The sequence below is a fragment of the Achromobacter sp. Bel genome (assembly GCF_012928505.1).
Classification (GTDB): domain Bacteria; phylum Pseudomonadota; class Gammaproteobacteria; order Burkholderiales; family Burkholderiaceae_B; genus Achromobacter.
The window spans coordinates 1-21,446 of record NZ_JABBJN010000073.1 but is presented as its reverse complement, the minus strand read 5'-3'; the positions used below and the strand labels follow the sequence as shown (position 1 = coordinate 21,446).

Here is a 21,446-nt window from a genome sequence, read left to right as displayed (position 1 = left end):
CGGGGGCTTGTATGTCCATTACCGATTCCGCCGGTCCGCCAGCGGGCATCGAAAGCCTGTACACCGAGCACTGCGGCTGGCTGCGTACCTGGCTGCGGCGCAGGCTGGGCAACGCCTTCGACGCGGCCGATCTGGCGCACGACACCTATCTACGCATTTTGCACAGCGGCCGGATCCCCGAGCCCCAACAATCGCGCCAGCATCTGGCGCAGATCGCCAAATGCCTGGTCATCGACCTGTACCGCCGCCGCCAGATTGAAGCGGCCTATCTGGAAACCCTCGCACGGCTGCCGCCAGCGAACGCGCCGTCAGAAGAAACCCGCGCGCTGACGCTACAGGCGCTGATCGAGATCGACGTCATCCTGAATGGCCTGGCGCCCAAGGTGCGGGAGGCCCTGCTGCTAAGCCGGCTGGACGGACTGAGCTATCGCGATATCGCCGCCCGGCTGGGCGTGACGGTGTCTTCCGTCAAAAAGTACATCGCGACGGCGCTGCTGGCCTGCTATCAGGCGCAGTTGGCGGCCGGCAGCTGAACCGCCATGAGTGGCACGACGAGCCTTGCGCCGCCTGATCGGCCCATTGATCCCGCCATCATGCGGCAGGCGGCGGAGTGGATCGCTCAGTTGTGGTCCGATGATGTCAGTGAGCAGGACCGGACCGCATGCGCCCATTGGCGCGCCCGGCATCCAGACCATGAGCAAGCGTGGCAGCGATTGATCGCGTTCGAACACAAGCTTGGCAGCGTGCCACGCGACGCCGCCCGCCAGGCGCTGCGCGCTCCCGCTGGCGCCGGACGACGGCGCGCCCTGCGTGCACTGGGCTTGGGTGCGGCGGCCATCGGCGCCGGCTATGCGATGCGCGGCACCGACACGTGGCAAACCGCCACGTCCGACTATCGCAGCGGCACCGGTGAAATCCGGACGCTGACACTGCCGGACGGTTCGCACATCACCTTGTCCACGGGCTCTGCGATCGATCTGCGTTTCACTCAAGACGAACGGCTGGTGGTCCTGCACGCCGGAGAAATTCTCATCGCCACGGCCTCCGACCCAGCCGACGTGTCCCGGCCCTTCCGGGTACGCACCCGGCACGGCACCATCCAGGCGCTGGGGACCCGCTTCACCGTTCGCGACGACGACGCGGTCTCTCGCGTCGCCGTATTCGAAGGCGCAGTGGAAATACGACCGGCCCGCGCGCCGGATGAGGCGGTACGCGTGGAAGCCGGGCGGGGCTCGAGCTTCTCGCGACACGGCGTTGAACCGCTTGAGCCTGTGTCCGAGACGGCGGCAGCCTGGAGCCGTGGCGTGCTGATGGCTGACGATATGCGCCTGGACGCCTTTATTGCCGAACTTGCCCGCTACCGGTCCGGCCTGCTGCGTTGCGACCCGGCGGTCGCGGACTTGCGCGTCAGTGGCGTCTTTTCGCTGCGCGACACCGACCGTACCTTGGACAACCTGACGCGCGGCCTGCCGGTGACGGTGGTCTACCGCACTCGCTACTGGGTGACGGTGCGGGCGGCGGACTGAGGCGGCCCGATGTGCAGGCGGTCCACGCCTGTCGCGTTACAACTTTTCTTGGCTGGCGATTGTCCTTTGGGCCGCCTCGTTCGGGATACAGGGTGAACCCCTCAACCTTGAACCCAAGCAGCAAGGCCCAAGACCATGTCCCGTCACCACCCGTCCCATCGCCGCGGCCGCTCGTTGGCTGCGCCGGCAGTCGCTCCCGCCTCCCCACGCATGGCGTTGAACCGCCGCACCGCCACCGCCCGGTTGGCCTGGCTGATGAACACCGCCCTCACCACCGTCGCCGTCGTCGCCGCCGCGCCGGCGGCACAGGCGCAAGCCATGCAAGCCAAGCGCGGCTACGCCATCGCGGGCGGCTCGCTCAGCCAGGCGCTCACCGCCTACGCCAACGCGGCGGGCGTGGAACTGACCATGGACGCAAGCTTGCTGCAAGGCAAGCGCAGCAGCGGACTGTCGGGCAACTACACGGTGCGGGAGGGATTCGCCGAACTGCTGCGCGGCCACGGCCTGCGGGCATCGCCGGAACCCAACGGCAGCTTTACGCTGAAAGCGGCGCCCGCCTCGCAAGAGGATGCCGCGCTGCTCGATCCCGTGACCGTCACAGGACAGGCAGAGACCGCCACGGGGCCTTTCCACGGCTACGCCGCCACGCTCAGTGCAACGGGCACCAAGACCGATACGCCCATCATCGAAACCCCGCAGTCGATCACGGTGGTGGGCGCGCAAGAAATCGAAACGCTCAAATCGCAGAGCCTGCAGGACGCGTTGGGGTATGTCGCGGGCGTAAGCCGCGCGGAGGGCCTGGACAGGACCACGGATAGCCTGTTCCTCAGAGGCTTTCGCGCGAACCAGGGCAGCTATTACCGCGACGGCTCCCTTTACACCGTCAACATCTACGACGGCAGGCAAGAGCCTTACGGGCTGGAACGGATCGAGTTCTTGAAAGGCGCTTCGTCCGTCCTCTTCGGTGCAATGCCTCCAGGCGGCATCATCAACACCGTCAGCAAGCGCCCAACCCTCGAACCGCTGCGCGAACTCAGCGTGGAAGCGGGTAGCTTTCACCGCAAGCAGGTGGCCGCCGATTTTGGCGGCGCGCTAAGCCAGGACGGCACATGGTCGTACCGCCTGACCGCGCTTCAGCGCGACAGCGACACCTTCATCGATCACATTCCCGATGACCGCACCTACGTTGCGCCGGCCGTCAAATGGCAGCCGAGCGAGGCAACCTCGCTGACGGTGCTGGCTGAATACCAGAAAGATCGCACCGCCTACGTCTATGGCCTGCCGGCGCAGGGGACGGTATTGCCCAACATCAACGGCCGCATCCCACGCGAGCGCTTTACGGGCGAGCCGGGCCTGGACCAATTCAGAATGGAACGCTATTCCGTCGGATACTTGTTCGAACACGCCTTCAACAGCCAATTGAAACTGCGGCAAAACCTGCGCTACGTCAACGCAACGAATAACTATGATTCCACCGATATCTGGCAATTGATGCCTGACCAACGTCGTACCGCGGACCGCGGTTTCTCGCCGCGCCGCGACAAGTCATCCGCGCTGTCCGCAGACACCTCGCTGCAGTACCAGGCACGCACCGGCGCCATCAACCATATGGTGTTGGTCGGGCTGGACTATTCAATGCCCCAGCATGAAAGCAAGCGCTATTTCCGGGCGCTGGACAACCTTGATCTCTATGACCCCGCCTACGGCAGCCCGCTAGGGCCGGCCACCCCCAACTTCGGTTCGTCGACGAAGGTCGACGTCAAACGCCTGGGCATGTATGTGCAGGATCAGATGAAGATCGCCGACAAATGGGTTGTCCTGCTGGGCGGCCGGCAGGACTGGGTAACCGCCAACGAGCACAACCTCTTCACCGACGAACAGTACGCGGACAACGAGAAAAGCAAGGCATTCAGCGGCCGCGCCGGGTTGGTCTACCTGGCTGACAGTGGCCTGGCGCCTTTCGTGAGTTTCAGCCAATCTTTCGAGCCCACCACCGGACAGGACCGCGAGGGCAACCGTTTCAAACCGACCCGGGGCGAACAATACGAAGCGGGCCTGCGTTACCAACCCGCCGGCGCAGACATGCTGCTGTCGGCTTCCGTGTACCAGCTGATCCGGAAAAACATGACCGTCACAGATCCCTTGGACACGTCCTACCAGATTCAGGCCGGCAAGGCACGCTCGCGCGGGCTGGAACTCGAGGCGCGCACCCGCCTCGGCCGCCATGCCAACCTGATCGCGGCGTACGCCTACACCGATGCCCGCACGCTCAAGGCCAGCCCCTTGCAGCCCGACGCGCAGGACAGGCGCCTGGACTCGGTGCCGTTCAACCAATTCTCGATATGGGGTGATTACGGTTTTGGCGACTTCGGTCTTCCCGGCCTTCGTGTCGGCGCTGGCGTGCGCTATGTAGGCAGCACCTTGGGGATGGCCCATGGGACTCGCGTCGAAGTGCCCTCGTTCACGCTGATCGACGCCATGGTCAGTTACGCCACGGGACCGTGGAAATTCGCCTTGAACGCCACCAACCTGGCCGACAAGACCTATATCGGCAGTTGCACCTACGGCTGCTTCTACGGCGAACCGCGCCGGGTGATCGGCACCGCGACGTACCGTTGGTAAAGCCGGCGCGGCAGGGGGGGCCTCCCCGCAAGCCCCCCTGCCCGCCCCACGCGTCCACCAGATGAACGCCAATAAAACCCTATTTGTCCATCCTCGGTGACTTTTAGTACTATTCTCACCAGAAATTCTATATACGCACAAATGTTCGTATATAGAACAAAACGATTTTTCTGGCCTCGCCGCACAGAAAGGCACCCTAGGAAGAGACAGAGCTCACCCTGATTCGCCCGCGTGCCCGACTGAACCGCAGCAGTCCGCAAGACAGCACCGAGCGAACCATCATGGATACTCCCCTCAAGAATCTCGCCGTCATCGGCGCAGGCGCCATGGGCAGCGGCATCGCCGCGCTATTCGCCTCGAAGGGACTCGACATCGTCCTGATCGATCCGATGGAAGGCGCCCTTGACCGCGCCTTGAAGACCATCGAACGCCAATTGAACGTCTACGCCCCGGACAACGTTCAAGAAGCGATCGGCCACATCCGCTTCGATCCCAGCCTGGACGCCGCCACGAGCTGCGACCTTGTCATCGAAGCCGTGCCGGAAAATCTTGACCTCAAGCGCGCCATCTTCGCGAAGCTAGACGCCCTGTGCCCCGCACACACGCTGTTCGCCACCAACACCTCGGGCCTGTCCATCAACGCCATCGCCAGCGCGGTCACGCGCCGCGATCGCTTCGTGGGCACCCACTTTTTCACCCCGGCCGACGTCATCCCGCTGGTGGAAGTCGTGCGCAACGACGACACCTCGGAAGCCACCGTCGCCCAAGTCATGGCCACGCTGCGTTTCGCGGGCAAACGGCCCGTGCTGGTGCGCCAGGACATTCCCGGCTTCATCGCCAACCGCATCCAGCACGCGCTGGCGCGTGAAGCGATCTCGCTGCTGGAAAAGGGCGTCGCCAGCGCCGAAGACATCGACGAAGTGGTCAAGTGGAGCCTCGGCATCCGCCTGGCCCTGTCCGGCCCGCTGGAGCAGCGCGACATGAACGGCATCGACGTGCACTACGCGATCGCCAGCTACCTCTACAAAGACCTGGAGAACCGGACTGAGCCGTCCGACCTGCTCAAGAGCAAGGTCGAAAGCGGGCAGATCGGCGCCAAAAGCGGCCAGGGCTTCTATACCTGGAGCCCCGAACGCCGCGAACGCGTGCTGCGCGAGAAAAGCGCCACGCTGGGCGAACTGGCCGCATGGCTCAACAGCAAGGCCGGCGACGCCTGACGGCGCCCACACGAATTCACAATAGATAAGGCGCGGGGGTCCCCCCCACCGCGCCGACGGGCCACGAGCCCACCACACAAAGAAAACCAGACGTCGCTCCCGCCCCCGCACCGCCACCCGGTACCGGGCGAGGCAAGACACTAGAGAACCCGCCTACGGAGTTGTTGGAGGCACCATGAATAAACTCGCTTCATTCTTTACCGAGCTGATGCGCAAGTATCTGCCCGATCCTTTTGTTTTCGCGATCGCGTTGACCCTGCTGACCGTGCTGCTTGCCATGGGCATCGAAGGCCAGAGCATCGGCGACGTCACCCGCGCCTGGGGCAAGGGCTTCTGGAGCCTCTTGGCCTTCACGACCCAGATGGCCGTGATTCTGGCCATGGGCTACGTGCTGGCCACCGCACCGCTGACCGACCGCCTGCTCAACCGCATCGTCAGCCATGTCCATCGCCCGCACACCGCCATCATCGTCGCGACGCTGGTCGGCGGCGTGGGCAGCTACCTGAACTGGGGCTTCGGTCTGGTCATCGGCGGCATCGTCGCCAAGAAGCTGGCGCTGAAGGTCAAGGGCGTGCACTACCCCCTGATCATCGCCGCGGCCTATAGCGGCTTCACGATGTACGGCCTGGGCCTGTCCGCCAGCATCCCGGTGCTGGTCGCCACCCCCGGCCATCCCACCGCCAAGCAGATGGGCACCATCCCGCTGTCGGAAACCATCTTCTCGGTGCCCATGCTGATCACCAGCCTGGTCATCATCATCACGCTGCCGCTGCTCAACGCCTGGCTGCACCCCAAGAAGGGCGAAAAGATCGTTGAAGTGGACCCGGGCATCGACCGCGACGCCAATGCGTCCAGCGCCGTCGAAGACATGCTGGAAAAGGGCACCATCGCCTCCAAGCTGAACAACAGCCGCATCCTCTCCATGCTGATCGGCGCGTTGGGCATCGCCTACGTGACGTTCCACTTCATGGACGGCGGCTCGCTGGACCTGAACCTGATCAACTTCATCATCCTGTTCCTGGGCATCATCCTGCTGGGCACGCCGGCCGCCTACGTGGCCAAGCTGACCGAAGGCATCAAGACGATCTCCGGGATCATCCTGCAATACCCGTTCTATGCCGGCATCATGGCCATCATGGCCGCCTCCGGCCTGGTGACGTCGATCTCGCAGGTGTTCGTTGACTTCGCCACGCCGGCCACGCTGCCGTTCTGGGGCCTGATCAGCTCGTTCTTCATCAACTTCTTCGCCCCGTCCGCCGGCGGCCACTGGGTCATCCAGGGTCCCTTCATGATCGATGCGGCCAAGGAAATCGGCAGCGCGCTGAACCAGACGACGATGGCCGTCATGCTGGGCAACGCCTGGAACGACCTGGTGCAGCCCTTCTGGATCCTGCCGGCGCTGGCCTTGTCGAAGCTGAAGCTGCGCGACGTGATGGGTTACACCGTCATCATGATGCTGTGGGTCGGCGTGATCCACATCACCGCCGTACTGGCCTGGGGATATCTGACCCACTGATCCGAAGCGCTTTCATAGAACAGACTGGAAACTGATATGAGCAAACCGACTGCGTATCTTGTCACCGGCGGCAGCGCCGGGATTGGCGCCGCCATCATCCGCATGCTGCTGGAGGCGGGCCACAAGGTGGTCAACATCGACTACCGCCTGCCCGAGCATCCGCCGGCGGGGCTGGTCTCGTATCAGGCCGACCTGACCGATGAAGCGCGCACCAAGGAAGTCGCCGGCGAAGTCACCGCTGCCTACAACATCGTGGGCCTGGTGAACAATGCGGGCGCGACCCGCCCCGGCACGGCCGACACGGCCACGCTGGCGGACCTGGACTATGTGGTGAACCTGCATCTGCGCACCGCGCTGATCCTGGTGCAGGCCGCGCTGCCCGCCATGCGCGAGGCCGGCTTCGGCCGCATCGTGAACATGTCGTCGCGCGCCGCACTGGGCAAGCCGGACCGCGTGGTCTATTCGGCCACCAAGGCCGGCCTGGTGGGATTGACCCGCACGCTCGCCATGGAACTGGGCGGCGACGGCATCACCGTCAACGCCATCGGCCCCGGCCCCATCGCCACCGACCTCTTCACCAAGAGCAACCCGGCCGGCGCCCCGCAGACCGAACGCATCATCAACAGCATCGTCGTCAAGCGCCTGGGCACGCCGGAAGACGTGGCGCGCGCCGCGATGTTCTTCCTGTCGCCCGACAATGGCTTCGTGACCGGCCAGATGCTGTATGTCTGCGGCGGCACCACGCTGGGCGTCGCCCCGATCTGAGCCCGGCCGCCATGTACGCCCCGCCCTGCCTCCCGCCCTGCCGCCGCGTTTGCCTAGCGGCGCAGCAGCGCGTGGTTGATCTGGTCGGCGGCGTGGCGCAAGGGCGGCAGAAAGGCTTCCAGCATGGCCTCGCGCGAGAAGCGGTTGGAATGCCCGCTGACGTTCATCGCGGCGATCACCCGGCCGCTGCGGTCGATGATGGGCACCGCGACCGATTGCAAACCCGGTTCCAGTTCCTGCGCCACGCAGGCGTAGCCGTCGGCGCGCACGCCGGCCAGCACGCGCTTGAGTTCGGCGATGTCGGTCACGGTGTCAGCGGTATAGGCCCGGATCTGGCTCATGGCCAGCACCCGGTCCAGCTCGGCTTCCGGCAAGCCGGCCAGCAGCACGCGCCCCATCGACGTCACCCAGGCCGGCAGGCGGCTGCCCACGGCCAGGTTGATGGTCATGACCTTGTGCGTGGACAGGCGCAGGATGTAGACGATGTCCGCCCCTTCCAGCACCGATACGGAACAAGACTCGCGCGTGAGCTCGGCCACTTCTTCCATGTAGGGCAGCGCCAGGTTCCACAGCGGCGTGCCCGACAGGTAGGCGTAGCCCAGTTCCAGGATGCGCGGGGTCAGCGCGAATTTGCGGTCGAAGACAGTGACGTAGCCCAGGTGTTCGAGCGTCAGCAGGATGCGGCGCGCGCCGGCGCGGGTCAGCCCCGTGACGGCCGCCACTTCGGACAGCGTCATCTGCGATCGGTTCGGGCCGAAGGCCCGGATCACCGACAGGCCGCGCGCGAACGATTGCACGTAACTATCGCTGGGTTGCTGGGTGTCTTGCTCCGCCATCCGTCCGGTCTCACGAGAAAAAAGCTCGCCGCTGGCGAGCCGTCCGTTGCCTTCGAAGGCAACGCAAAACAATGGAAGATCGCGCCGCGCCAGCTTGCCTTGACGCTCTGCGATCCCCATGAAACGATGTTCTTCAGAAGAACGAAAGTTCTAATGAAGAACAAATTATGACACGCCACCTATGAGCGAACATCATGATCTCTAAGCTTGTTGCAAGCGCGGCGGCCGCCCTGGCGGACGTACCCGACGGCGCCACCGTCATGATCGGCGGCTTCGGCACTGCCGGCCAGCCCATGGAATTGATCGACGCCCTGCTCGAACAGGGCGCGAAAGACCTGGTCATCATCAATAACAACGCCGGCAACGGCACCACGGGCCTTGCCGCCCTGCTGGGCGCGAATCGCGTGCGCAAGATCATCTGCTCGTTCCCCCGCCAGGTGGACTCGCAGATCTTCGACGGCCTGTACCGCAGCGGCAAGATCGAACTGGAACTGGTGCCCCAAGGCAACCTGGCCGAGCGCATCCGCGCCGCCGGCGCCGGCATCGGCGCGTTCTTCTCGCCCACCGGCTATGGCACGCCGCTGGCCGACGGCAAGGAAGTCCGTGAAATCAACGGCCGCCACTACGTGCTGGAATATCCCCTGCACGCCGACTACGCGCTGATCAAGGCCGAACGCGGCGACCGCTGGGGCAACCTGGTCTACCGCAAGACCGCCCGCAACTTCGGCCCCATCATGGCCAGCGCCGCGCGCGTGGCCGTGGCGCAAGTGCGCGAAGTGGTCGAGCTGGGTACGCTGGACCCCGAAACCGTCGTCACCCCCGGCATCTTCGTGCAGCGCGTCGTGCAGATCGACGCCAAGGAGCAGCAATGAGCACCAAACTGACCCGCGACCAGATCGCCGCCCGCGTCGCGCAGGACATCCCTGAAGGCGCCTACGTCAACCTGGGCATCGGCCTGCCCACCCTCGTCGCCAACCACCTGCCGGCCGACCGCGAAGTCATCCTGCATACCGAAAACGGCATGCTCGGCATGGGCCCCGCGCCGGCCAAGGGCGAGGAAGACTACGACCTGATCAACGCCGGCAAGCAGCCCGTCACCGAACTGCCCGGCTGCTCATTCTTCCATCACGCCGACTCGTTCGCCATGATGCGCGGCGGCCACCTGGACATCTGCGTGCTGGGCGCCTTCCAGGTGTCGCAGCACGGCGACCTGGCCAACTGGCACACCGGCGCGCCCGACGCCATCCCCGCCGTGGGCGGCGCGATGGACCTGGCCATCGGCGCCAAGGACGTCTTCGTGATGATGGAACTGCAGACCCGCGAAGGCCAGAGCAAACTGGTCGAAGCCTGCACCTACCCGCTGACCGGCGTGCGCTGCGTGTCGCGCGTTTACACGGACGTGGCGGTGTTCGACATCCGCGCCGACGGCGTGACCGTCATCGACATGTTCGGCGACGTCACCGCCGACGAGCTGCTGGCCCTGACCGGCCTGCCGCTGAAGTTTTCCGCTTGAATTTTTTTTGACGATGCGCCGCCCCGGCACGGATCAGGGCGGCCTCTCTGGAGAGTCCATCATGCTGTTCATGGTTCAAATGCAGGTCAATCTTCCCGTCGACATGCCCGCCGACCGCGCCGATAAGCTCAAAGCCGACGAAAAGGCCCTGGCGCAGCAACTGCAACGCGACGGAAAATGGAAAGAGCTGTGGCGCGTGGTCGGCCGCTACGCCAACGTCAGCATCTTCGACGTGGAAAGCAACGACGAACTGCACACGCTGCTGGCATCCCTGCCGCTGTTCCCGTACATGGACATCAACGTCACGGCGCTGGCGCGCCACCCGTCGGCGATCTGACGCATCCAAGCCGGCACGACGGGCTGCGCGCGCCGCGCACACCCCGTCATCTCCCCCTGGAGTCCCTATGCCTTACATCATCGAAACGTTCGACAAGCCCAACCACCAGGAAGTGCGCCAACAGCATCGCGCGGCGCACCTGGAATACCTGGACGCCAACAAGCAGCTGCTGCTGGCGTGCGGCGCCAAACTGCAGGACGACGGCAAGGACGCCGGCGGCGGCCTGTACATCGTCGACCTGGACACGCGCGAAGCCGCGCAGCAGTTCATCGACGCCGACCCGTTTTCGCAGGCCAACCTCTTCGACCGCGTGACCATCACGCGCTGGCGCAAAGCCTACGTCGACGGCACCTGCTATCTGTAATCCCGAAGCGGCCGCCTTTCACGCGGCCGCGGCTTTATCCGAGGTAATCCCACATGGCTTACGCCGAACTCAGCCAGGCACGGCTGTTCTACGTCATCGATGGCCCGGCCGACGCGCCGGTGCTCGTGCTCTCCAATTCGCTGGGCACCTGCTCCGACATGTGGGCCCGCCAGATCCCTGAACTGACCAAGCATTTCCGCGTGCTGCGCTACGACACCCGTGGCCACGGCAAGTCCTCGATCCCCGATGGCGAATACACCTTTGCGCAACTGGCGGGCGACGTCGCCGAACTGCTGGCGCACCTGAACATCAAGCAGGCCCACTTCTGCGGCCTGTCCATGGGCGGCCCCACGGGCATCGCGCTGGCGCTGGCGCACCCGCAGCTTGTCGCCAAGCTGATCCTGTGCAACACCGCCGCACGCATCGGCTCCGCCGAAGGCTGGAGCACCCGCATCGCCGCCGTGGCCGACCAGACCCTGGAAAAGATGGCGCCCACGCTCGTCGAGCGCTGGCTGACCGACGACTACCGCGCCGCCGAACCGGGCCTGACGCAAGTGCTGATCGATATGCTGCGCCGCACGCCGGACGCCGGCTACTCGGCCAACTGCGCGGCCCTGCGCGACGCCGATTACCGCTCGCAAGTCGCCGCCATTACGGCGCCCACGCTCGTCATCAGCAGCACGCACGACCTGGCCGCCACGCCCGCCCAAGGCAAGGAGCTGGCCGCCGCCATTCCCGGCGCCCGATATGCCGAGCTGAACACCTCCCACATTTCGAACTGGGAGCAACCGGAAGCCTTCACCCGCGCGGTCGTCGACTTCCTGACGGAGTAACCGCATGCAGCGCTGGAAACACCGGCCCGAAGGCTCCAACTGGGGCGATTTCGGGCCCGACGACCAACTTGGCCGCCTGAACCTCATCACCGAAGCGCAGGTCTTGAAGGGCGCGCGCGAAATCCGCGCCGGCAAGACGTTCTGCCTGTCGTTGCCGCTGGACTTGCCCGGCGGCAACGTGCTCAACCCGCGCCGCCACCCGCCGCAACTCAGCCCCACCCGGCTTGCAGACACGCCCTACCTGAACTTCCCTCTACGCAACGTCAACCCGGATGCGGTGGACGTGCTGAGCGACGACCAGGTGCTGCTGTCGATGCAGTACTCCACCCAGTGGGACGCGCTGGCGCACGTGGGCGCGCTGTTCGACGCCGACGGCGACGGCAAGCCCGAACTGCGCTACTACAACGGCTTCCAGGCCGGCGTGGACGTCGTCGGCCCGGCCGATGGCGACCACACGGGTTGCGGCTGCAACAGCGGCGGCCCGTCGGCCGCGCTGAAGCTGGGCGTGGAAAACCTGGCGCAGAAAGGCATGCAGGGGCGCGGCGTGCTGGTGGACCTGTTCCGCCACTACGGGCCCGGCCGCACGCTGATCGGCCACGCCGAACTGATGCACGTGCTGGAGACGGACGGCATCACGGTCGAGCGCGGCGACATGCTGGTGCTGCGCACCGGCTACGCCGAGGCCGTCGTCGCCATGAACGGCACGCCGGACCCCGAGGTGCTGCACACCTACGGCGCCGCGCTGGACGGCACGGATGCCGCGTTGCTGCAATGGATCACGGACAGCGGCATCGCCGCCATCTGCGCCGACAACTACGCGGTCGAGGCCTACCCCGCCCGCGAGAAAACCGGCCCGCGCGCCATGCTCCCGCTGCACCACCATTGCCTGTTCAAGCTGGGCTTGCCGCTGGCCGAGCTGTGGTATCTGAAGGACCTGGCGGACTTCCTGCATGCGAACGGACGCCATCACTTCATGCTGACGGCACCCCCGCTGCGCCTGCCGCACGCGATCGGTTCGCCGGTCACGCCGATCGCCACGGTGTAGGGCGAACGGAAAAGCAAAAAGCGCCAGACTCCGCGTCTGGCGCTTTTTTTTGGGCGACGGCAAAACGGACTACCGGTCAGCCCTTCAAGCATGTGCTCATGAAGGCCTTGCGCTTGTCGCCCGTCAGCTTCTGCTCGCCGGCCGTGGCGTTGCAATCCTTCATCTTCTGCTGCTGCGGCGTCAGTTGCTTGGCGGGCGCAGGGGCCTCGCCTTTCAGGCAGCTGCTCATATAGGTTTTGCGGTCGTCGCCTGTCTTGCCGGTGGCAGACTTGTTGCAGTCGGCCATGCGCTGCTGTTGCGGCGTGGGCGTCTTGGCGGGCGCGGGCGCGGCGGGGGTTTGCGCATAGGCGCCGAAAAAACATGCGGACAACACAAAGGCCGAGGCCAGCTGGCTAGTACGGGAAAGCATGAGTTTCTCCCTTGGGCGTTATGCGCCCGGTTGGCGCAAGGACGCGCTTGACGCTGGGCGGCACGATCTGCCGGCCACTTGCCGGCCCGGTCATCATCGAACAAAGCGACAGGCTTCGCAAGCGCGCAAAGGTTAAGAAAAGCCAGGAAACCGCGCCCCCTTTGTTCAGCTTTTCGACAGCCGACACTCTCAAGCTAGAGACATTCCGATGCATTTGTGCCATCCCCCATCGAATCTGGGAACATGCCGCGCAACCTGTTACCCATTCATCCTTTTGACCCGTTGTGCCCGGCTGCGGAAAGGTGTGAGATACAGCTGTCCGCGCGATACGCGGGCGGCGAAGACGGCGGCGCGGACAAGCAGGCGCCCCGACGCCAGCGTCCCAGGAGACCATCCATGAAACTCGCCCTTGCCTCTGCCGTGTTGCTTGCCGGCCTGTCCGGCGCCGCCGGCGCGCAAAGCCTGGCCTACGGCGTCACGCTGGGCAACGTGCAGGCGGTGCGCGACATCAACATGAACGTATCCACCATCACGGGGTCGCTGGCCAACCAATCCGGCCGGCCCATCTCCAGCGCGGTCCTGACCTTTGTGCTGTATGACGCGCAAGGGCGCGAAGTTGGCCGGGTCAACGACGACGTCATCGGTCCCATGGCGCCGGGACAGATTCGGCTGGTGAAGGCGATCACGCCGCTGCAGTTCACCCGAGTCACGGTACTGGACATCCGCGCTCAATGATTGTTGGCCCCCACGCTTCGCGCGCTACGCGCGCTCTCTGCCCCCCGAGGGGGCTCCCCCCGCCTTGGGGCGGCCCGGCGGCGGGGGGGTTGGCCCCCACGCTTCGCGCGCTATGCGCGCTCTCTGCCCCCCGAGGGGGCTCTCCCCGCCTTGGGGCGGCCCGGCGGCGGGGGGGGTGGCCCCCTCGCTTCGCGCGCTACGCACGCTCTCTGCCCCCCAAGGGGGCTCCCCTCGCCTTGGGGCGGCCCGGCGGCGGGGGGCCCCACGCTTCGCGCGCCTACCTTCATGGGAAGCAAAAAACCCTTCCCTGATCAGGGTTTAGACAGGGGGTTGTAGGGACAAATATGGGAAAATTCCGCTTGTCGACTCGATAACAGGGGCTTCCACACGAAGCCCCTTATTGCGTCTGTCGGCGTGCCAGCAGGCCTGGCCTTGTTACTAGGATGTGAAGATCATGTTCCCAAAAAGACTCACCGAAGGCTATCAATCGTTTCTGGACGGCCGTTTCCATTCGGAAAGCAGCCGATATCAAAAACTGGCCGAACTGGGCCAAAGCCCTGAAATCCTGCTGATCGGCTGCTGCGATTCTCGCGTGTCCCCAGAAGTGATCTTCGACGCCGGCCCCGGCGAGATGTTCGTCGTCCGCAACGTGGCCAACCTGGTGCCGCCCTGTGAGCCCGACTCCGAATCGTCCTACCACGGCACCAGCGCCGCGATCGAATTCGCGGTCAATGGCCTGAACGTCAAGCACATCGTCGTGCTGGGCCACGCGTCCTGCGGCGGCATCCGCTCGTTCTTCGACGACGCCAAGCCCCTGTCCAAGGGCGACTTCATCGGCAAGTGGATGTCGCAGATCGAGCCCGTGGCCGAACGCCTGGGCCCCGGGACCGGCGACCGCCAGGCCAAGCTCAAGCGCCTGGAACTGGCCGTGGTCGAGCACAGCCTGAACAACCTGATGACGTTCCCGTCCATCCGCCGCCGCGTAGAAAAGGGCGACCTGGAACTGCATGGCACCTACTTCGGCGTGGCCACCGGCGTGCTGTTCCTGCGCAACCCGGAAAGCGGCGAATTCGAGCCCTGCCTGGAAACGGGCATCGACAACGGCTAAGCGCCGCCACGGCCGGCGCGGCGCTTACACCCGGTAAGCCTGCGCCAGCCGTTCGTAGTTGTTCTTCAGGATGATCCCCGCGTAGTAGACGTGTTCGCGCATCAGGTCTTCGGCGCGCGCGCCGTCCTGCGCGATGATCGCGCTGACGATCCGGTGGTGATCATCGTGCGAGCGCAGGATGATCCCGTGGTCTTCCCACAGGATGATGCGGTCAGACGCATAGGGAATCGCCTGCGCCTGCGTGGCGAAACGCTTGACCCACGGATTGCCCGCCGCCTCCAGAATGCCGTTGTGCAAGGTGATGTTCACCTTCTGGTACGGCAAGTGGTCCTCGGCCAGCAGCACCCCTTTCGCCAGGATCCGGTCGCCCTCGTCCAGGCAATTCTTCAACACCGCCACCGCATCGTTCGTCAGCCCGCGCAGGGCCGCCTGCCGACAGGCCAGCCCTTCCAGCGCGGCGCGCACTTCATAAGCCGCCACGATCTCGCCGATGTCATAGGCGCGCACCGTATAGCCGCGCTTGGGCAGATGCTCCAGCAGGCCTTCGTTGCCCAAGGTCGCCAGCGCCGCGCGCACCGGCGTGCGCGACACCCCCAGTTTCTCGGCCAGCGGGATTTCTTCCAGACGGGCGCCCGGGCTGAATTGTCCGTGCAGCACCCAGTCCCGCAGCGTATCGGTAACGTGTTGAGATAGCGTGTCCATGCCCGCATTGTATACATGAAGAATACATGTGGTGGCGTTCGCCCGCCTTGCCTCCGAGCTTTCCCTAGTACCTAGGCCCTAAATCAAACGATGCCTAGGGTAAGCCCCTATACCTGTCGCCCACCCATGTATACATAATCGCAAAAAATTCAAATCAGCGGCCGTGCTTTCCCACGCAGACGGCACGCCAATCAGGAGACAGCATGTCCAATGTATCCACGCCCGCCGTGCCCGGCGCGGCCCCACGCTTGGCGCTTGTGACGGGCGGCGGCGGTGGCATCGGCGCCACGATCTGCCAGGAACTGGCGCGCGCGGGACTGCGCGTCGTGGTGTCGGACGTGGATGCCGTGCGCGCCCGCCGCGTGGCCGATGCGCTGGGCGCGCCGCATGCCGCCCACGCGTTCGATGTCAGCGACGAAGCGGCGGTCGAAGGCGCGTTCGACGCCATCGAAACGCAGCATGGCCCGATCGCCGTACTGGTCAGCGCCGCCGGACTGCTGCTGTTCCAGCCCGACGGCGAACGCCCCCTGATCAAAGACACCACGCTGGACATCTGGGAACGCAGCTTCGCCGTCAACGCGCGCGGCGTATTCCTCTGCGGCCGAGCCTATCTGCGCCGCCGCGAAGCCGCGCCGCTGGCGCACGGCCGCATCGTCACCTTCACTTCCGTGGCCGCCCAGCTGGGCGGCTACCGCTCCAGCGCGTCATACATCGCCGCCAAGTCGGCCGTGCTGGGCCTGACCAAAGCCATGGCGCGCGAATCCGCGCACCTGGGCGTCACTGTCAACGGCATCGCGCCCGGCCTGATCGACACCGACATGCTGCGCAGCACCGTCACCAGCAGCGGCGCGCTGGCCGCGGCCGCCCAGGCGATCCCGCTGGGGCGCATCGGCACCGTGGACGACGTGGCCGCCGCCGTGCGCTTCCTGGCATCCGAAGAGGCCGGCTACATCACCGGCAGCGTGATCGACGTGAACGGCGGCTACCGCATGCAGTAAGGCACGCCGGCAGCCCGCCGGCCTATGCAGCAAAGCGCCGCACACACAGGCGCGCATTCCAAAAAAACGGGAGACAAATCATGAATCAACGTAGTCGCTACGCGGCCGCCGCGGCGCTGTGCGCGTGGGCCTTCTCGACCGGCGCGCAAGCGCAGCAAGAACCAGGCATCACGGACAAGACCATCAAGATCGGCCTGTTCGCGCCGCTGTCGGGCAGCGGCATGGCCTATGGTTTCGACGTGCTGAACGCCGCCAAGATGTGGTATGCCAAGGTCAACAAGGAAGGCGGCGTGCATGGCCGCCAGATCGAGCTCGTCATCGAGGACGACCGCTGCAACGCCAACGATCTGGTCGCCGCCGTGAAGAAGCTGAACGAGCAGGACAAGGTGTTCCTGCTGAACGGCGGCTCGTGCTCGGCGGCCGTTGTCGCTTCGCGCGAATACGTCGAACGCGAGAAGGTGCCGCTGGTCATGCTGAACGCCTCGGGCGACGGCGCGCTGTATCCGCCGTCCAAGTACATCTACGGCGCCTTCTCGATTTCGCAGCACGCCGTGGGCGGCTCCATGGTGCAGTTCGCGTCCGAACAGTTGAAGGCCAAGAAAATCGGCTACATCAACCACGACGACGCCTACGGCGGCTGGAACCTGGAAGCGGCGCAAGCCCAGGCCAAGCAACTGGGCGACCTGGGCCTGCAAGTGCAGTCGGTAAACCCGAACATCACCGACGTCACGGCGCCGATGCTGAAGATCCGCGCGGGCAACCCCGACGTGCTGCTGCTGACCACCTACGCCCGCCCGGCCGCGCTCATCATCAAGAAGGCGCAGGAACTGGGCTGGAACAAGCCCATCGTGCTGGCTGTGAACGGCACCGCCGACCTGAAGCAGCTGGTGGAGAACGTGGGCAACAAGGATGCCTTCAAGAACGTCTACATCCAGGACGTGCTGTCCGACCTGCCCGGCGGCCCCAAGCTGACCTGGGTGTACGACATGTACAAGCTGTCCTACCCCGACCTGGCCGCCAAGCCGGGCCATCCGCAGACCTACATGCCCTATGGCCTGCCGCCCGCGATGGCAGTGGTGAACGCGCTGAAGGCCGCCGGTCCGCAGCCCACGCGCGAGAAGGTCCTGCAGGCGCTGGAGACGATGAAGTTCGACTCGGGCGTCATGGCCGGCCCCATCGAGTTCGGCCCGAACGACCGCGCCGCGCAGGAGTCCGCCATCTACATCAAGTTCGACGGCACAAGCATGACGCTCGTCCCGGGCGCATTCAAGAGCGTCTGGCAATACCAGAAGTAGGCCTGCGGCCTGTCACAGACCGAGCCCGCGCCGTGGCGCAGCACCGCGCGGGCCCGCCGGAGAACATCATGAGCTTTGCCGATTTCTGGTTGTTCCTGCAGCAGGGGGTGCTGTCGGGACTGGTGACGGGCAGCGTGTACGCGCTGCTGGCCGTCGCCGTCGTCATCATCTTCAAGACCACGGACGTGCCCAATTTCGCCCAGGGCGAGATCTTCATGGTGGGCGGCTACATCGCCCTGTTCCTGACGCTGGTGATGGGCTGGCCGTACCTGGTTGTCATCCCCGTCACGCTGGCTGCGGTGGCCGTCGTGTCGGGCCTGTTCCAGCGTGTCGTGATGGAACGCGTCATCGCCTCCAAAGGCGTGGGCGTGCAGATGGTCATCGCCACGCTGGGGCTTGCCTATGCATTGAAGGGCCTGGTGCGGCAAACGGGCCTGGGCGACACGCCGCGCTCGCTCCCGCCGCTGGCGCCGACCGATGCCGTCCTCATCGGCGACGCCGTGCTGACGCAGCTGGACATGGTGATCTTCGCGGTGGCGGTGGGCGTCATGCTGCTGCTGTTCGCGATGTTCACCTATACCCGCGTCGGCCGCGCCATGCGCGCCGTCGGCATGAACCCCAAGGCCGCGCGGCTGACGGGCGTGAACCTGACCCGCATCCGCATGCTGGTGTGGGCGCTGTCCGGCCTGATCTCGGCCGTGGCCGCGCTGCTGATCACGCCCAAGATCCTCATCACGCCGGACATTGGCCACATCGCCATCCTGGCCTACGCGGCCGCCATCGTGGGCGGCATCACCAGCCTGCCCGGCGCGGTGGTGGGCGGTTTCGTGATCGGCGTGGCCGAGAACCTGGTGGGGCTGTTCATTTCGACCAACGCCATCGTGGTCGCCCCGTTCGTGGCCATCATGGTCGTGCTGCTGCTGCGTCCGCAAGGCCTCTTGGGCGGCAAACTGCAGGTGAAGAAAGTATGAGCAACAAGATCGATCGCCTCTTGCTGGCGCTGATGGCCGTGGCGCTTGCCGCCCTGCCTTTCCTGGCCAGCGGCTATGTCATCTATGTCGTCAACCTGCTGATGGTGTTCGTCGTGCTGGCGCTGGGCCTGCATCTCGTCATCGGCGAGACCGGGCAGTTCGCGCTGTCGCACGCCGCGTTCTACGGCGTGGGCATCTACACCGCGGGCCTGATCAACAACCTGTGGCACCCGCCGTTCTTCATCTCGATCATCGCGGGCGGCCTGCTGGCCGCGGCGCTGGGCTACCTGATCGGTGCGCTGGCGCTGCGCATGCGCGACATCTATCTGGCGCTGTCGACCTTCGCGTTCGGCGAGGCCATGCAGTGGGTGTTCCTGAACTGGCAGTCGGTCACCAATGGATCCAACGGTTTCCGGATTTCGCCGGCCACGCTGTTCGGCTACGAATTGGTGTCGGACCTGAAGGCCTATCCCTTCGTCGTCCTGATCGCCGCGCTCCTGTTGTGGGCCACCATCGCGTTATCGCGCTCGCAGCTGGGATCGGCCTTCCGCGCGGTGCGGGAAAGCGACGTGGCGGCACAAGCGATGGGCGTGAACGTCAACGCCATCAAGCGCACGGCCTTCACGCTGTCGGCCGCTTACGCCGGGATCGCGGGCGGCATGTACACCACCTTCGCATCGTTCATCCATCCGGAAAGCCTGGGCTTCCAGACCACCATCCTGATTCTTACGATGGTGGTGGTGGGCGGCATCGGCTCGGTGCGCGGCGCCATCGCGGGCGCACTGGCATTCGGTTTGATCTCGGAACTGCTGCGCCAGGCGCTGTCGTTCCAGGAAATCATCTACGGGGTCATCCTGATGGGTTTCATGATGTTCGCGCCGAAGGGCCTGTTCGCCGGCCGCGCACACCGCCGTGCGCCGCCTCCAGCCGCCCCGCTGCCCGCGGCCTCGCGTTCCGACGCCGGCGCCGCCAAAGCCACGCAAAGGAGCGCGGCATGAGCGACCAACCCTATCTGGACGTGCAGGGCCTGACCGTAAAGTTCGGCGGCCTGACCGCCATCAACGGCTTGTCCATGCACGTGGAGCGCGGCCGCATCCATGCGCTGATCGGACCCAATGGCGCCGGCAAATCCACCACGTTCAATTGCATTTCCCGCTACTACCGTCCCAGCAGCGGCAGCATCCGCTTGAACGGTGCGGACATTACGACAAAGAAGCCGCACGAAATGGCCGCGCTGGGCGTGGCCCGCACGTTCCAGAACCTGGAACTGTTCGGCGCACTGAGCGTACGTGAAAACGCGCTGCTGGGCACCTATGCCCACGGCGCCGGCACCCCAGGCAAGCTGCTGCGTCCGGCGGCAGCCGAGACGCGCGAGCGCGTCGAGCACCTGCTGGAACGCGTGGGCCTGGCCGACTTCCTGGATACGCCGGCGTGCAGCCTGGACTTCGGCCGCCAAAAGATGCTGGAGCTGGCGCGCGCGTTGGCGATATCGCCCAAGCTGCTGCTGCTGGATGAGCCGGCCGCCGGCCTTCGCAACCGCGAGATCGAAACGCTGGACCGCCTGCTGACCGAACTGTGCGAACGCGATGGCATCACGGTGCTGCTGGTGGAGCACGTCATGCAGCTGGTGATGTCCATTTCGGATCGCATCACCGTCATGTCCTTCGGCGAGAAGATCGCGGAAGGCACGCCCGCGGAGGTGCGCAGCAACCCCCACGTGATCGAAGCCTATCTGGGCAAGGGAGCCGCAGGTGGCTGACATTCTTCTCGAAGTCGATGCGGTCTCGGCCGCCTACGGCAACATCCGCGCCCTGCAGGACGTGTCGCTGAAAGTGCCGCAAGGCGCCATCGTCGCGCTGCTGGGCGCCAACGGCGCGGGCAAGTCCACCACGCTCAACGTCGTCTCGCGCCTGGTCGCGCCCACGGCGGGTAGCGTGCGCTTTGCGGGCGAGGCCATCCACCGGTTGCCGGCGGACGCCGTGGTGGGCCGCGGCATCGTGCAGGTGCCCGAAGGCCGCGAGATCTTCCGCGACATGAGCGTGCGCGAGAACCTGGAAATGGGCGCCTACCTGCGCCGCGACCGCGGGGCGGTGAAGCAGGACCTGGACATGGTCTGCGACACCTTCCCGCGCCTGCGCGAACGGTTCGAGCAAAAGGCCGCCACGCTGTCCGGCGGCGAACAGCAGATGCTGGCCACGGGCCGCGCCATGATGGCGCGCCCACGCATGATCCTGCTGGACGAGCCGTCGATGGGGCTGTCGCCGCTGGTGGTCGAGCAGATCTTCGACATCGTGCTGCGGCTGAACCGCGAACAGGGCATCACCATCCTGCTGGTGGAGCAGAACGTGAAGCTGGCGCTGTCGGTGTCCAGCTACGCCTACATCCTGGAAAACGGCGAGATCGCGCTGGAAGGCGAATCGTCCCGGCTCGCCAGCGACGAAGGCGTACAGCGCGCCTATCTGGGCGCCTGACGCGCCGCGAAGGACAGACCATGACATCAATGATGCAAGACAAGCGGGTCCTCGTCACGGGCGCCGGGCGTGGCCTGGGCGCCACCATCGCGCAGGGCTTCGCCCGCCAGGGCGCGGCGGTCATCGTGGCGGACATCGACGCGGCGCTGGCCGCCGGCACCGCGCAGGCGATCCGCGACGCGG

Annotated in this window: 24 protein-coding genes; 21 read left to right on the top strand and 3 right to left on the bottom strand. The window is 65.6% G+C overall.

What is annotated here, in order from left to right:
* Positions 1-11: 11 nt before the first annotated feature.
* The 6 genes from HG262_RS28140 to HG262_RS28115 all read left to right on the top strand — a co-directional run bounded on the left by HG262_RS28140 (position 12) and on the right by HG262_RS28115 (position 7,646).
* On the top strand, positions 12-533 hold the full coding sequence (locus HG262_RS28140) for a sigma-70 family RNA polymerase sigma factor (protein ID WP_169274142.1): 522 nt from the start codon (positions 12-14) through the stop codon (positions 531-533).
* A gap of 6 nt (positions 534-539) precedes the next feature.
* Positions 540-1,526: a FecR domain-containing protein gene (locus tag HG262_RS28135; RefSeq protein WP_169274141.1), complete on the top strand. Its 987-nt coding sequence runs from the start codon at positions 540-542 to the stop codon at positions 1,524-1,526.
* Positions 1,527-1,781: 255 nt separating this feature from the next.
* On the top strand, positions 1,782-4,148 hold the full coding sequence (locus tag HG262_RS28130) for a TonB-dependent siderophore receptor (RefSeq protein WP_248293522.1): 2,367 nt from the start codon (positions 1,782-1,784) through the stop codon (positions 4,146-4,148).
* Between the two features lie 281 nt (positions 4,149-4,429).
* Positions 4,430-5,365: a 3-hydroxyacyl-CoA dehydrogenase family protein gene (locus tag HG262_RS28125; RefSeq protein ID WP_169274140.1), complete on the top strand. Its 936-nt coding sequence runs from the start codon at positions 4,430-4,432 to the stop codon at positions 5,363-5,365.
* Positions 5,366-5,540: 175 nt separating this feature from the next.
* Positions 5,541-6,881 (top strand): TIGR00366 family protein, encoded by a 1,341-nt coding sequence (locus tag HG262_RS28120; RefSeq protein WP_169274139.1) that lies wholly within the window; start codon positions 5,541-5,543, stop codon positions 6,879-6,881.
* 36 nt (positions 6,882-6,917) lie between these two features.
* Positions 6,918-7,646 (top strand): SDR family oxidoreductase, encoded by a 729-nt coding sequence (locus tag HG262_RS28115; RefSeq protein ID WP_169274138.1) that lies wholly within the window; start codon positions 6,918-6,920, stop codon positions 7,644-7,646.
* Positions 7,647-7,699: 53 nt separating this feature from the next.
* Here HG262_RS28115 and HG262_RS28110 read toward each other — a convergent pair whose 3' ends face one another.
* Positions 7,700-8,482: an IclR family transcriptional regulator gene (locus HG262_RS28110; protein ID WP_169274137.1), complete on the bottom strand. Its 783-nt coding sequence runs from the start codon at positions 8,480-8,482 to the stop codon at positions 7,700-7,702.
* A 194-nt stretch (positions 8,483-8,676) separates the two neighbouring features.
* Here HG262_RS28110 and HG262_RS28105 point away from each other — a divergent pair, with 194 nt between their 5' ends.
* The 6 genes from HG262_RS28105 (at position 8,677) to HG262_RS28080 (ending at position 12,574) form a co-directional block, all read left to right on the top strand.
* Positions 8,677-9,354, top strand: a complete 678-nt coding sequence (locus HG262_RS28105; RefSeq protein ID WP_006227167.1) for a 3-oxoacid CoA-transferase subunit A — start codon at positions 8,677-8,679, stop codon at positions 9,352-9,354.
* The gene (locus tag HG262_RS28100; RefSeq protein WP_006227166.1) at positions 9,351-9,995 is read left to right on the top strand and encodes a 3-oxoacid CoA-transferase subunit B; all 645 of its coding nucleotides are present in this window, start codon (positions 9,351-9,353) and stop codon (positions 9,993-9,995) included. The genes HG262_RS28105 and HG262_RS28100 overlap by 4 nt, the downstream gene beginning before the upstream one ends.
* Positions 9,996-10,056: 61 nt before the next feature.
* Positions 10,057-10,332, top strand: a complete 276-nt coding sequence (gene catC / locus HG262_RS28095; RefSeq protein WP_169274136.1) for a muconolactone Delta-isomerase — start codon at positions 10,057-10,059, stop codon at positions 10,330-10,332.
* 67 nt (positions 10,333-10,399) lie between these two features.
* Positions 10,400-10,696 (top strand): YciI family protein, encoded by a 297-nt coding sequence (locus tag HG262_RS28090; RefSeq protein ID WP_169274135.1) that lies wholly within the window; start codon positions 10,400-10,402, stop codon positions 10,694-10,696.
* A 53-nt stretch (positions 10,697-10,749) separates the two neighbouring features.
* Positions 10,750-11,529 (top strand): 3-oxoadipate enol-lactonase, encoded by a 780-nt coding sequence (gene pcaD, locus HG262_RS28085; protein ID WP_169274134.1) that lies wholly within the window; start codon positions 10,750-10,752, stop codon positions 11,527-11,529.
* A 4-nt stretch (positions 11,530-11,533) separates the two neighbouring features.
* Entirely contained in the window at positions 11,534-12,574 is a 1,041-nt protein-coding gene (locus HG262_RS28080; RefSeq protein ID WP_169274133.1) for a cyclase family protein, read from the top strand.
* 76 nt (positions 12,575-12,650) lie between these two features.
* On the opposite strand, the gene HG262_RS28075 is transcribed toward HG262_RS28080, so the two are convergent.
* On the bottom strand, positions 12,651-12,983 hold the full coding sequence (locus tag HG262_RS28075; RefSeq protein ID WP_169274132.1) for a PsiF family protein: 333 nt from the start codon (positions 12,981-12,983) through the stop codon (positions 12,651-12,653).
* 396 nt (positions 12,984-13,379) lie between these two features.
* Here HG262_RS28075 and HG262_RS28070 point away from each other — a divergent pair, with 396 nt between their 5' ends.
* Positions 13,380-13,718, top strand: a complete 339-nt coding sequence (locus HG262_RS28070; RefSeq protein ID WP_169274131.1) for an FxLYD domain-containing protein — start codon at positions 13,380-13,382, stop codon at positions 13,716-13,718.
* A gap of 454 nt (positions 13,719-14,172) precedes the next feature.
* Positions 14,173-14,826 carry a carbonic anhydrase gene (locus tag HG262_RS28065; RefSeq protein ID WP_169274130.1) on the top strand — a complete coding sequence of 218 codons (654 nt, stop codon included), beginning with the start codon at positions 14,173-14,175 and terminating at the stop codon, positions 14,824-14,826.
* 24 nt (positions 14,827-14,850) lie between these two features.
* Here the strand turns inward: HG262_RS28065 and HG262_RS28060 are convergent, their stop codons facing one another.
* Positions 14,851-15,528 carry a GntR family transcriptional regulator gene (locus tag HG262_RS28060; protein ID WP_169274129.1) on the bottom strand — a complete coding sequence of 226 codons (678 nt, stop codon included), beginning with the start codon at positions 15,526-15,528 and terminating at the stop codon, positions 14,851-14,853.
* Positions 15,529-15,731: 203 nt separating this feature from the next.
* Here HG262_RS28060 and HG262_RS28055 point away from each other — a divergent pair, with 203 nt between their 5' ends.
* The 7 genes from HG262_RS28055 to HG262_RS28025 all read left to right on the top strand — a co-directional run.
* Positions 15,732-16,526 carry an SDR family oxidoreductase gene (locus tag HG262_RS28055; protein WP_169274128.1) on the top strand — a complete coding sequence of 265 codons (795 nt, stop codon included), beginning with the start codon at positions 15,732-15,734 and terminating at the stop codon, positions 16,524-16,526.
* Between the two features lie 80 nt (positions 16,527-16,606).
* The gene (locus HG262_RS28050) at positions 16,607-17,821 is read left to right on the top strand and encodes an ABC transporter substrate-binding protein (RefSeq protein ID WP_169274127.1); all 1,215 of its coding nucleotides are present in this window, start codon (positions 16,607-16,609) and stop codon (positions 17,819-17,821) included.
* 68 nt (positions 17,822-17,889) lie between these two features.
* A complete protein-coding gene (locus HG262_RS28045) occupies positions 17,890-18,792 on the top strand; it encodes a branched-chain amino acid ABC transporter permease (protein ID WP_169274126.1) in 903 nt (300 codons plus the stop codon).
* A complete protein-coding gene (locus HG262_RS28040; RefSeq protein WP_169274125.1) occupies positions 18,789-19,790 on the top strand; it encodes a branched-chain amino acid ABC transporter permease in 1,002 nt (333 codons plus the stop codon). The genes HG262_RS28045 and HG262_RS28040 overlap by 4 nt, the downstream gene beginning before the upstream one ends.
* Positions 19,787-20,551: an ABC transporter ATP-binding protein gene (locus HG262_RS28035; protein WP_169274124.1), complete on the top strand. Its 765-nt coding sequence runs from the start codon at positions 19,787-19,789 to the stop codon at positions 20,549-20,551. The genes HG262_RS28040 and HG262_RS28035 overlap by 4 nt, the downstream gene beginning before the upstream one ends.
* Complete coding sequence (locus HG262_RS28030; RefSeq protein ID WP_169274123.1) at positions 20,544-21,263, top strand: ABC transporter ATP-binding protein; 720 nt, start codon at positions 20,544-20,546, stop codon at positions 21,261-21,263. Before HG262_RS28035 ends, HG262_RS28030 begins: the two co-directional genes overlap by 8 nt.
* Before the next feature lie 20 nt (positions 21,264-21,283).
* Positions 21,284-21,446 (top strand): SDR family NAD(P)-dependent oxidoreductase (locus HG262_RS28025; protein WP_169274122.1); only part of this gene is annotated, 163 nt, incomplete at its 3' end.

Excerpts from the sequence above, each read along its gene's own strand:
- HG262_RS28125 (WP_169274140.1), top strand. The coding sequence starts at position 4,430 with ATGGATACTCCCCTCAAGAATCTCGCCGTCATCGGCGCAGGCGCCATG.
- HG262_RS28065 (WP_169274130.1), top strand. The coding sequence starts at position 14,173 with ATGTTCCCAAAAAGACTCACCGAAGGCTATCAATCGTTTCTGGACGGC.
- HG262_RS28075 (WP_169274132.1), bottom strand. The coding sequence starts at position 12,983 with ATGCTTTCCCGTACTAGCCAGCTGGCCTCGGCCTTTGTGTTGTCCGCA.
- HG262_RS28040 (WP_169274125.1), top strand. The coding sequence starts at position 18,789 with ATGAGCAACAAGATCGATCGCCTCTTGCTGGCGCTGATGGCCGTGGCG.
- HG262_RS28090 (WP_169274135.1), top strand. The coding sequence starts at position 10,400 with ATGCCTTACATCATCGAAACGTTCGACAAGCCCAACCACCAGGAAGTG.
- HG262_RS28100 (WP_006227166.1), top strand. The coding sequence starts at position 9,351 with ATGAGCACCAAACTGACCCGCGACCAGATCGCCGCCCGCGTCGCGCAG.
- HG262_RS28045 (WP_169274126.1), top strand. The coding sequence starts at position 17,890 with ATGAGCTTTGCCGATTTCTGGTTGTTCCTGCAGCAGGGGGTGCTGTCG.
- HG262_RS28130 (WP_248293522.1), top strand. The coding sequence starts at position 1,782 with ATGAACACCGCCCTCACCACCGTCGCCGTCGTCGCCGCCGCGCCGGCG.
- HG262_RS28080 (WP_169274133.1), top strand. The coding sequence starts at position 11,534 with ATGCAGCGCTGGAAACACCGGCCCGAAGGCTCCAACTGGGGCGATTTC.
- HG262_RS28060 (WP_169274129.1), bottom strand. The coding sequence starts at position 15,528 with ATGGACACGCTATCTCAACACGTTACCGATACGCTGCGGGACTGGGTG.
- HG262_RS28115 (WP_169274138.1), top strand. The coding sequence starts at position 6,918 with ATGAGCAAACCGACTGCGTATCTTGTCACCGGCGGCAGCGCCGGGATT.
- HG262_RS28120 (WP_169274139.1), top strand. The coding sequence starts at position 5,541 with ATGAATAAACTCGCTTCATTCTTTACCGAGCTGATGCGCAAGTATCTG.
- HG262_RS28035 (WP_169274124.1), top strand. The coding sequence starts at position 19,787 with ATGAGCGACCAACCCTATCTGGACGTGCAGGGCCTGACCGTAAAGTTC.
- HG262_RS28105 (WP_006227167.1), top strand. The coding sequence starts at position 8,677 with ATGATCTCTAAGCTTGTTGCAAGCGCGGCGGCCGCCCTGGCGGACGTA.
- HG262_RS28050 (WP_169274127.1), top strand. The coding sequence starts at position 16,607 with ATGAATCAACGTAGTCGCTACGCGGCCGCCGCGGCGCTGTGCGCGTGG.
- HG262_RS28140 (WP_169274142.1), top strand. The coding sequence starts at position 12 with ATGTCCATTACCGATTCCGCCGGTCCGCCAGCGGGCATCGAAAGCCTG.
- catC (WP_169274136.1), top strand. The coding sequence starts at position 10,057 with ATGCTGTTCATGGTTCAAATGCAGGTCAATCTTCCCGTCGACATGCCC.
- pcaD (WP_169274134.1), top strand. The coding sequence starts at position 10,750 with ATGGCTTACGCCGAACTCAGCCAGGCACGGCTGTTCTACGTCATCGAT.
- HG262_RS28070 (WP_169274131.1), top strand. The coding sequence starts at position 13,380 with ATGAAACTCGCCCTTGCCTCTGCCGTGTTGCTTGCCGGCCTGTCCGGC.
- HG262_RS28110 (WP_169274137.1), bottom strand. The coding sequence starts at position 8,482 with ATGGCGGAGCAAGACACCCAGCAACCCAGCGATAGTTACGTGCAATCG.
- HG262_RS28055 (WP_169274128.1), top strand. The coding sequence starts at position 15,732 with ATGTCCAATGTATCCACGCCCGCCGTGCCCGGCGCGGCCCCACGCTTG.
- HG262_RS28135 (WP_169274141.1), top strand. The coding sequence starts at position 540 with ATGAGTGGCACGACGAGCCTTGCGCCGCCTGATCGGCCCATTGATCCC.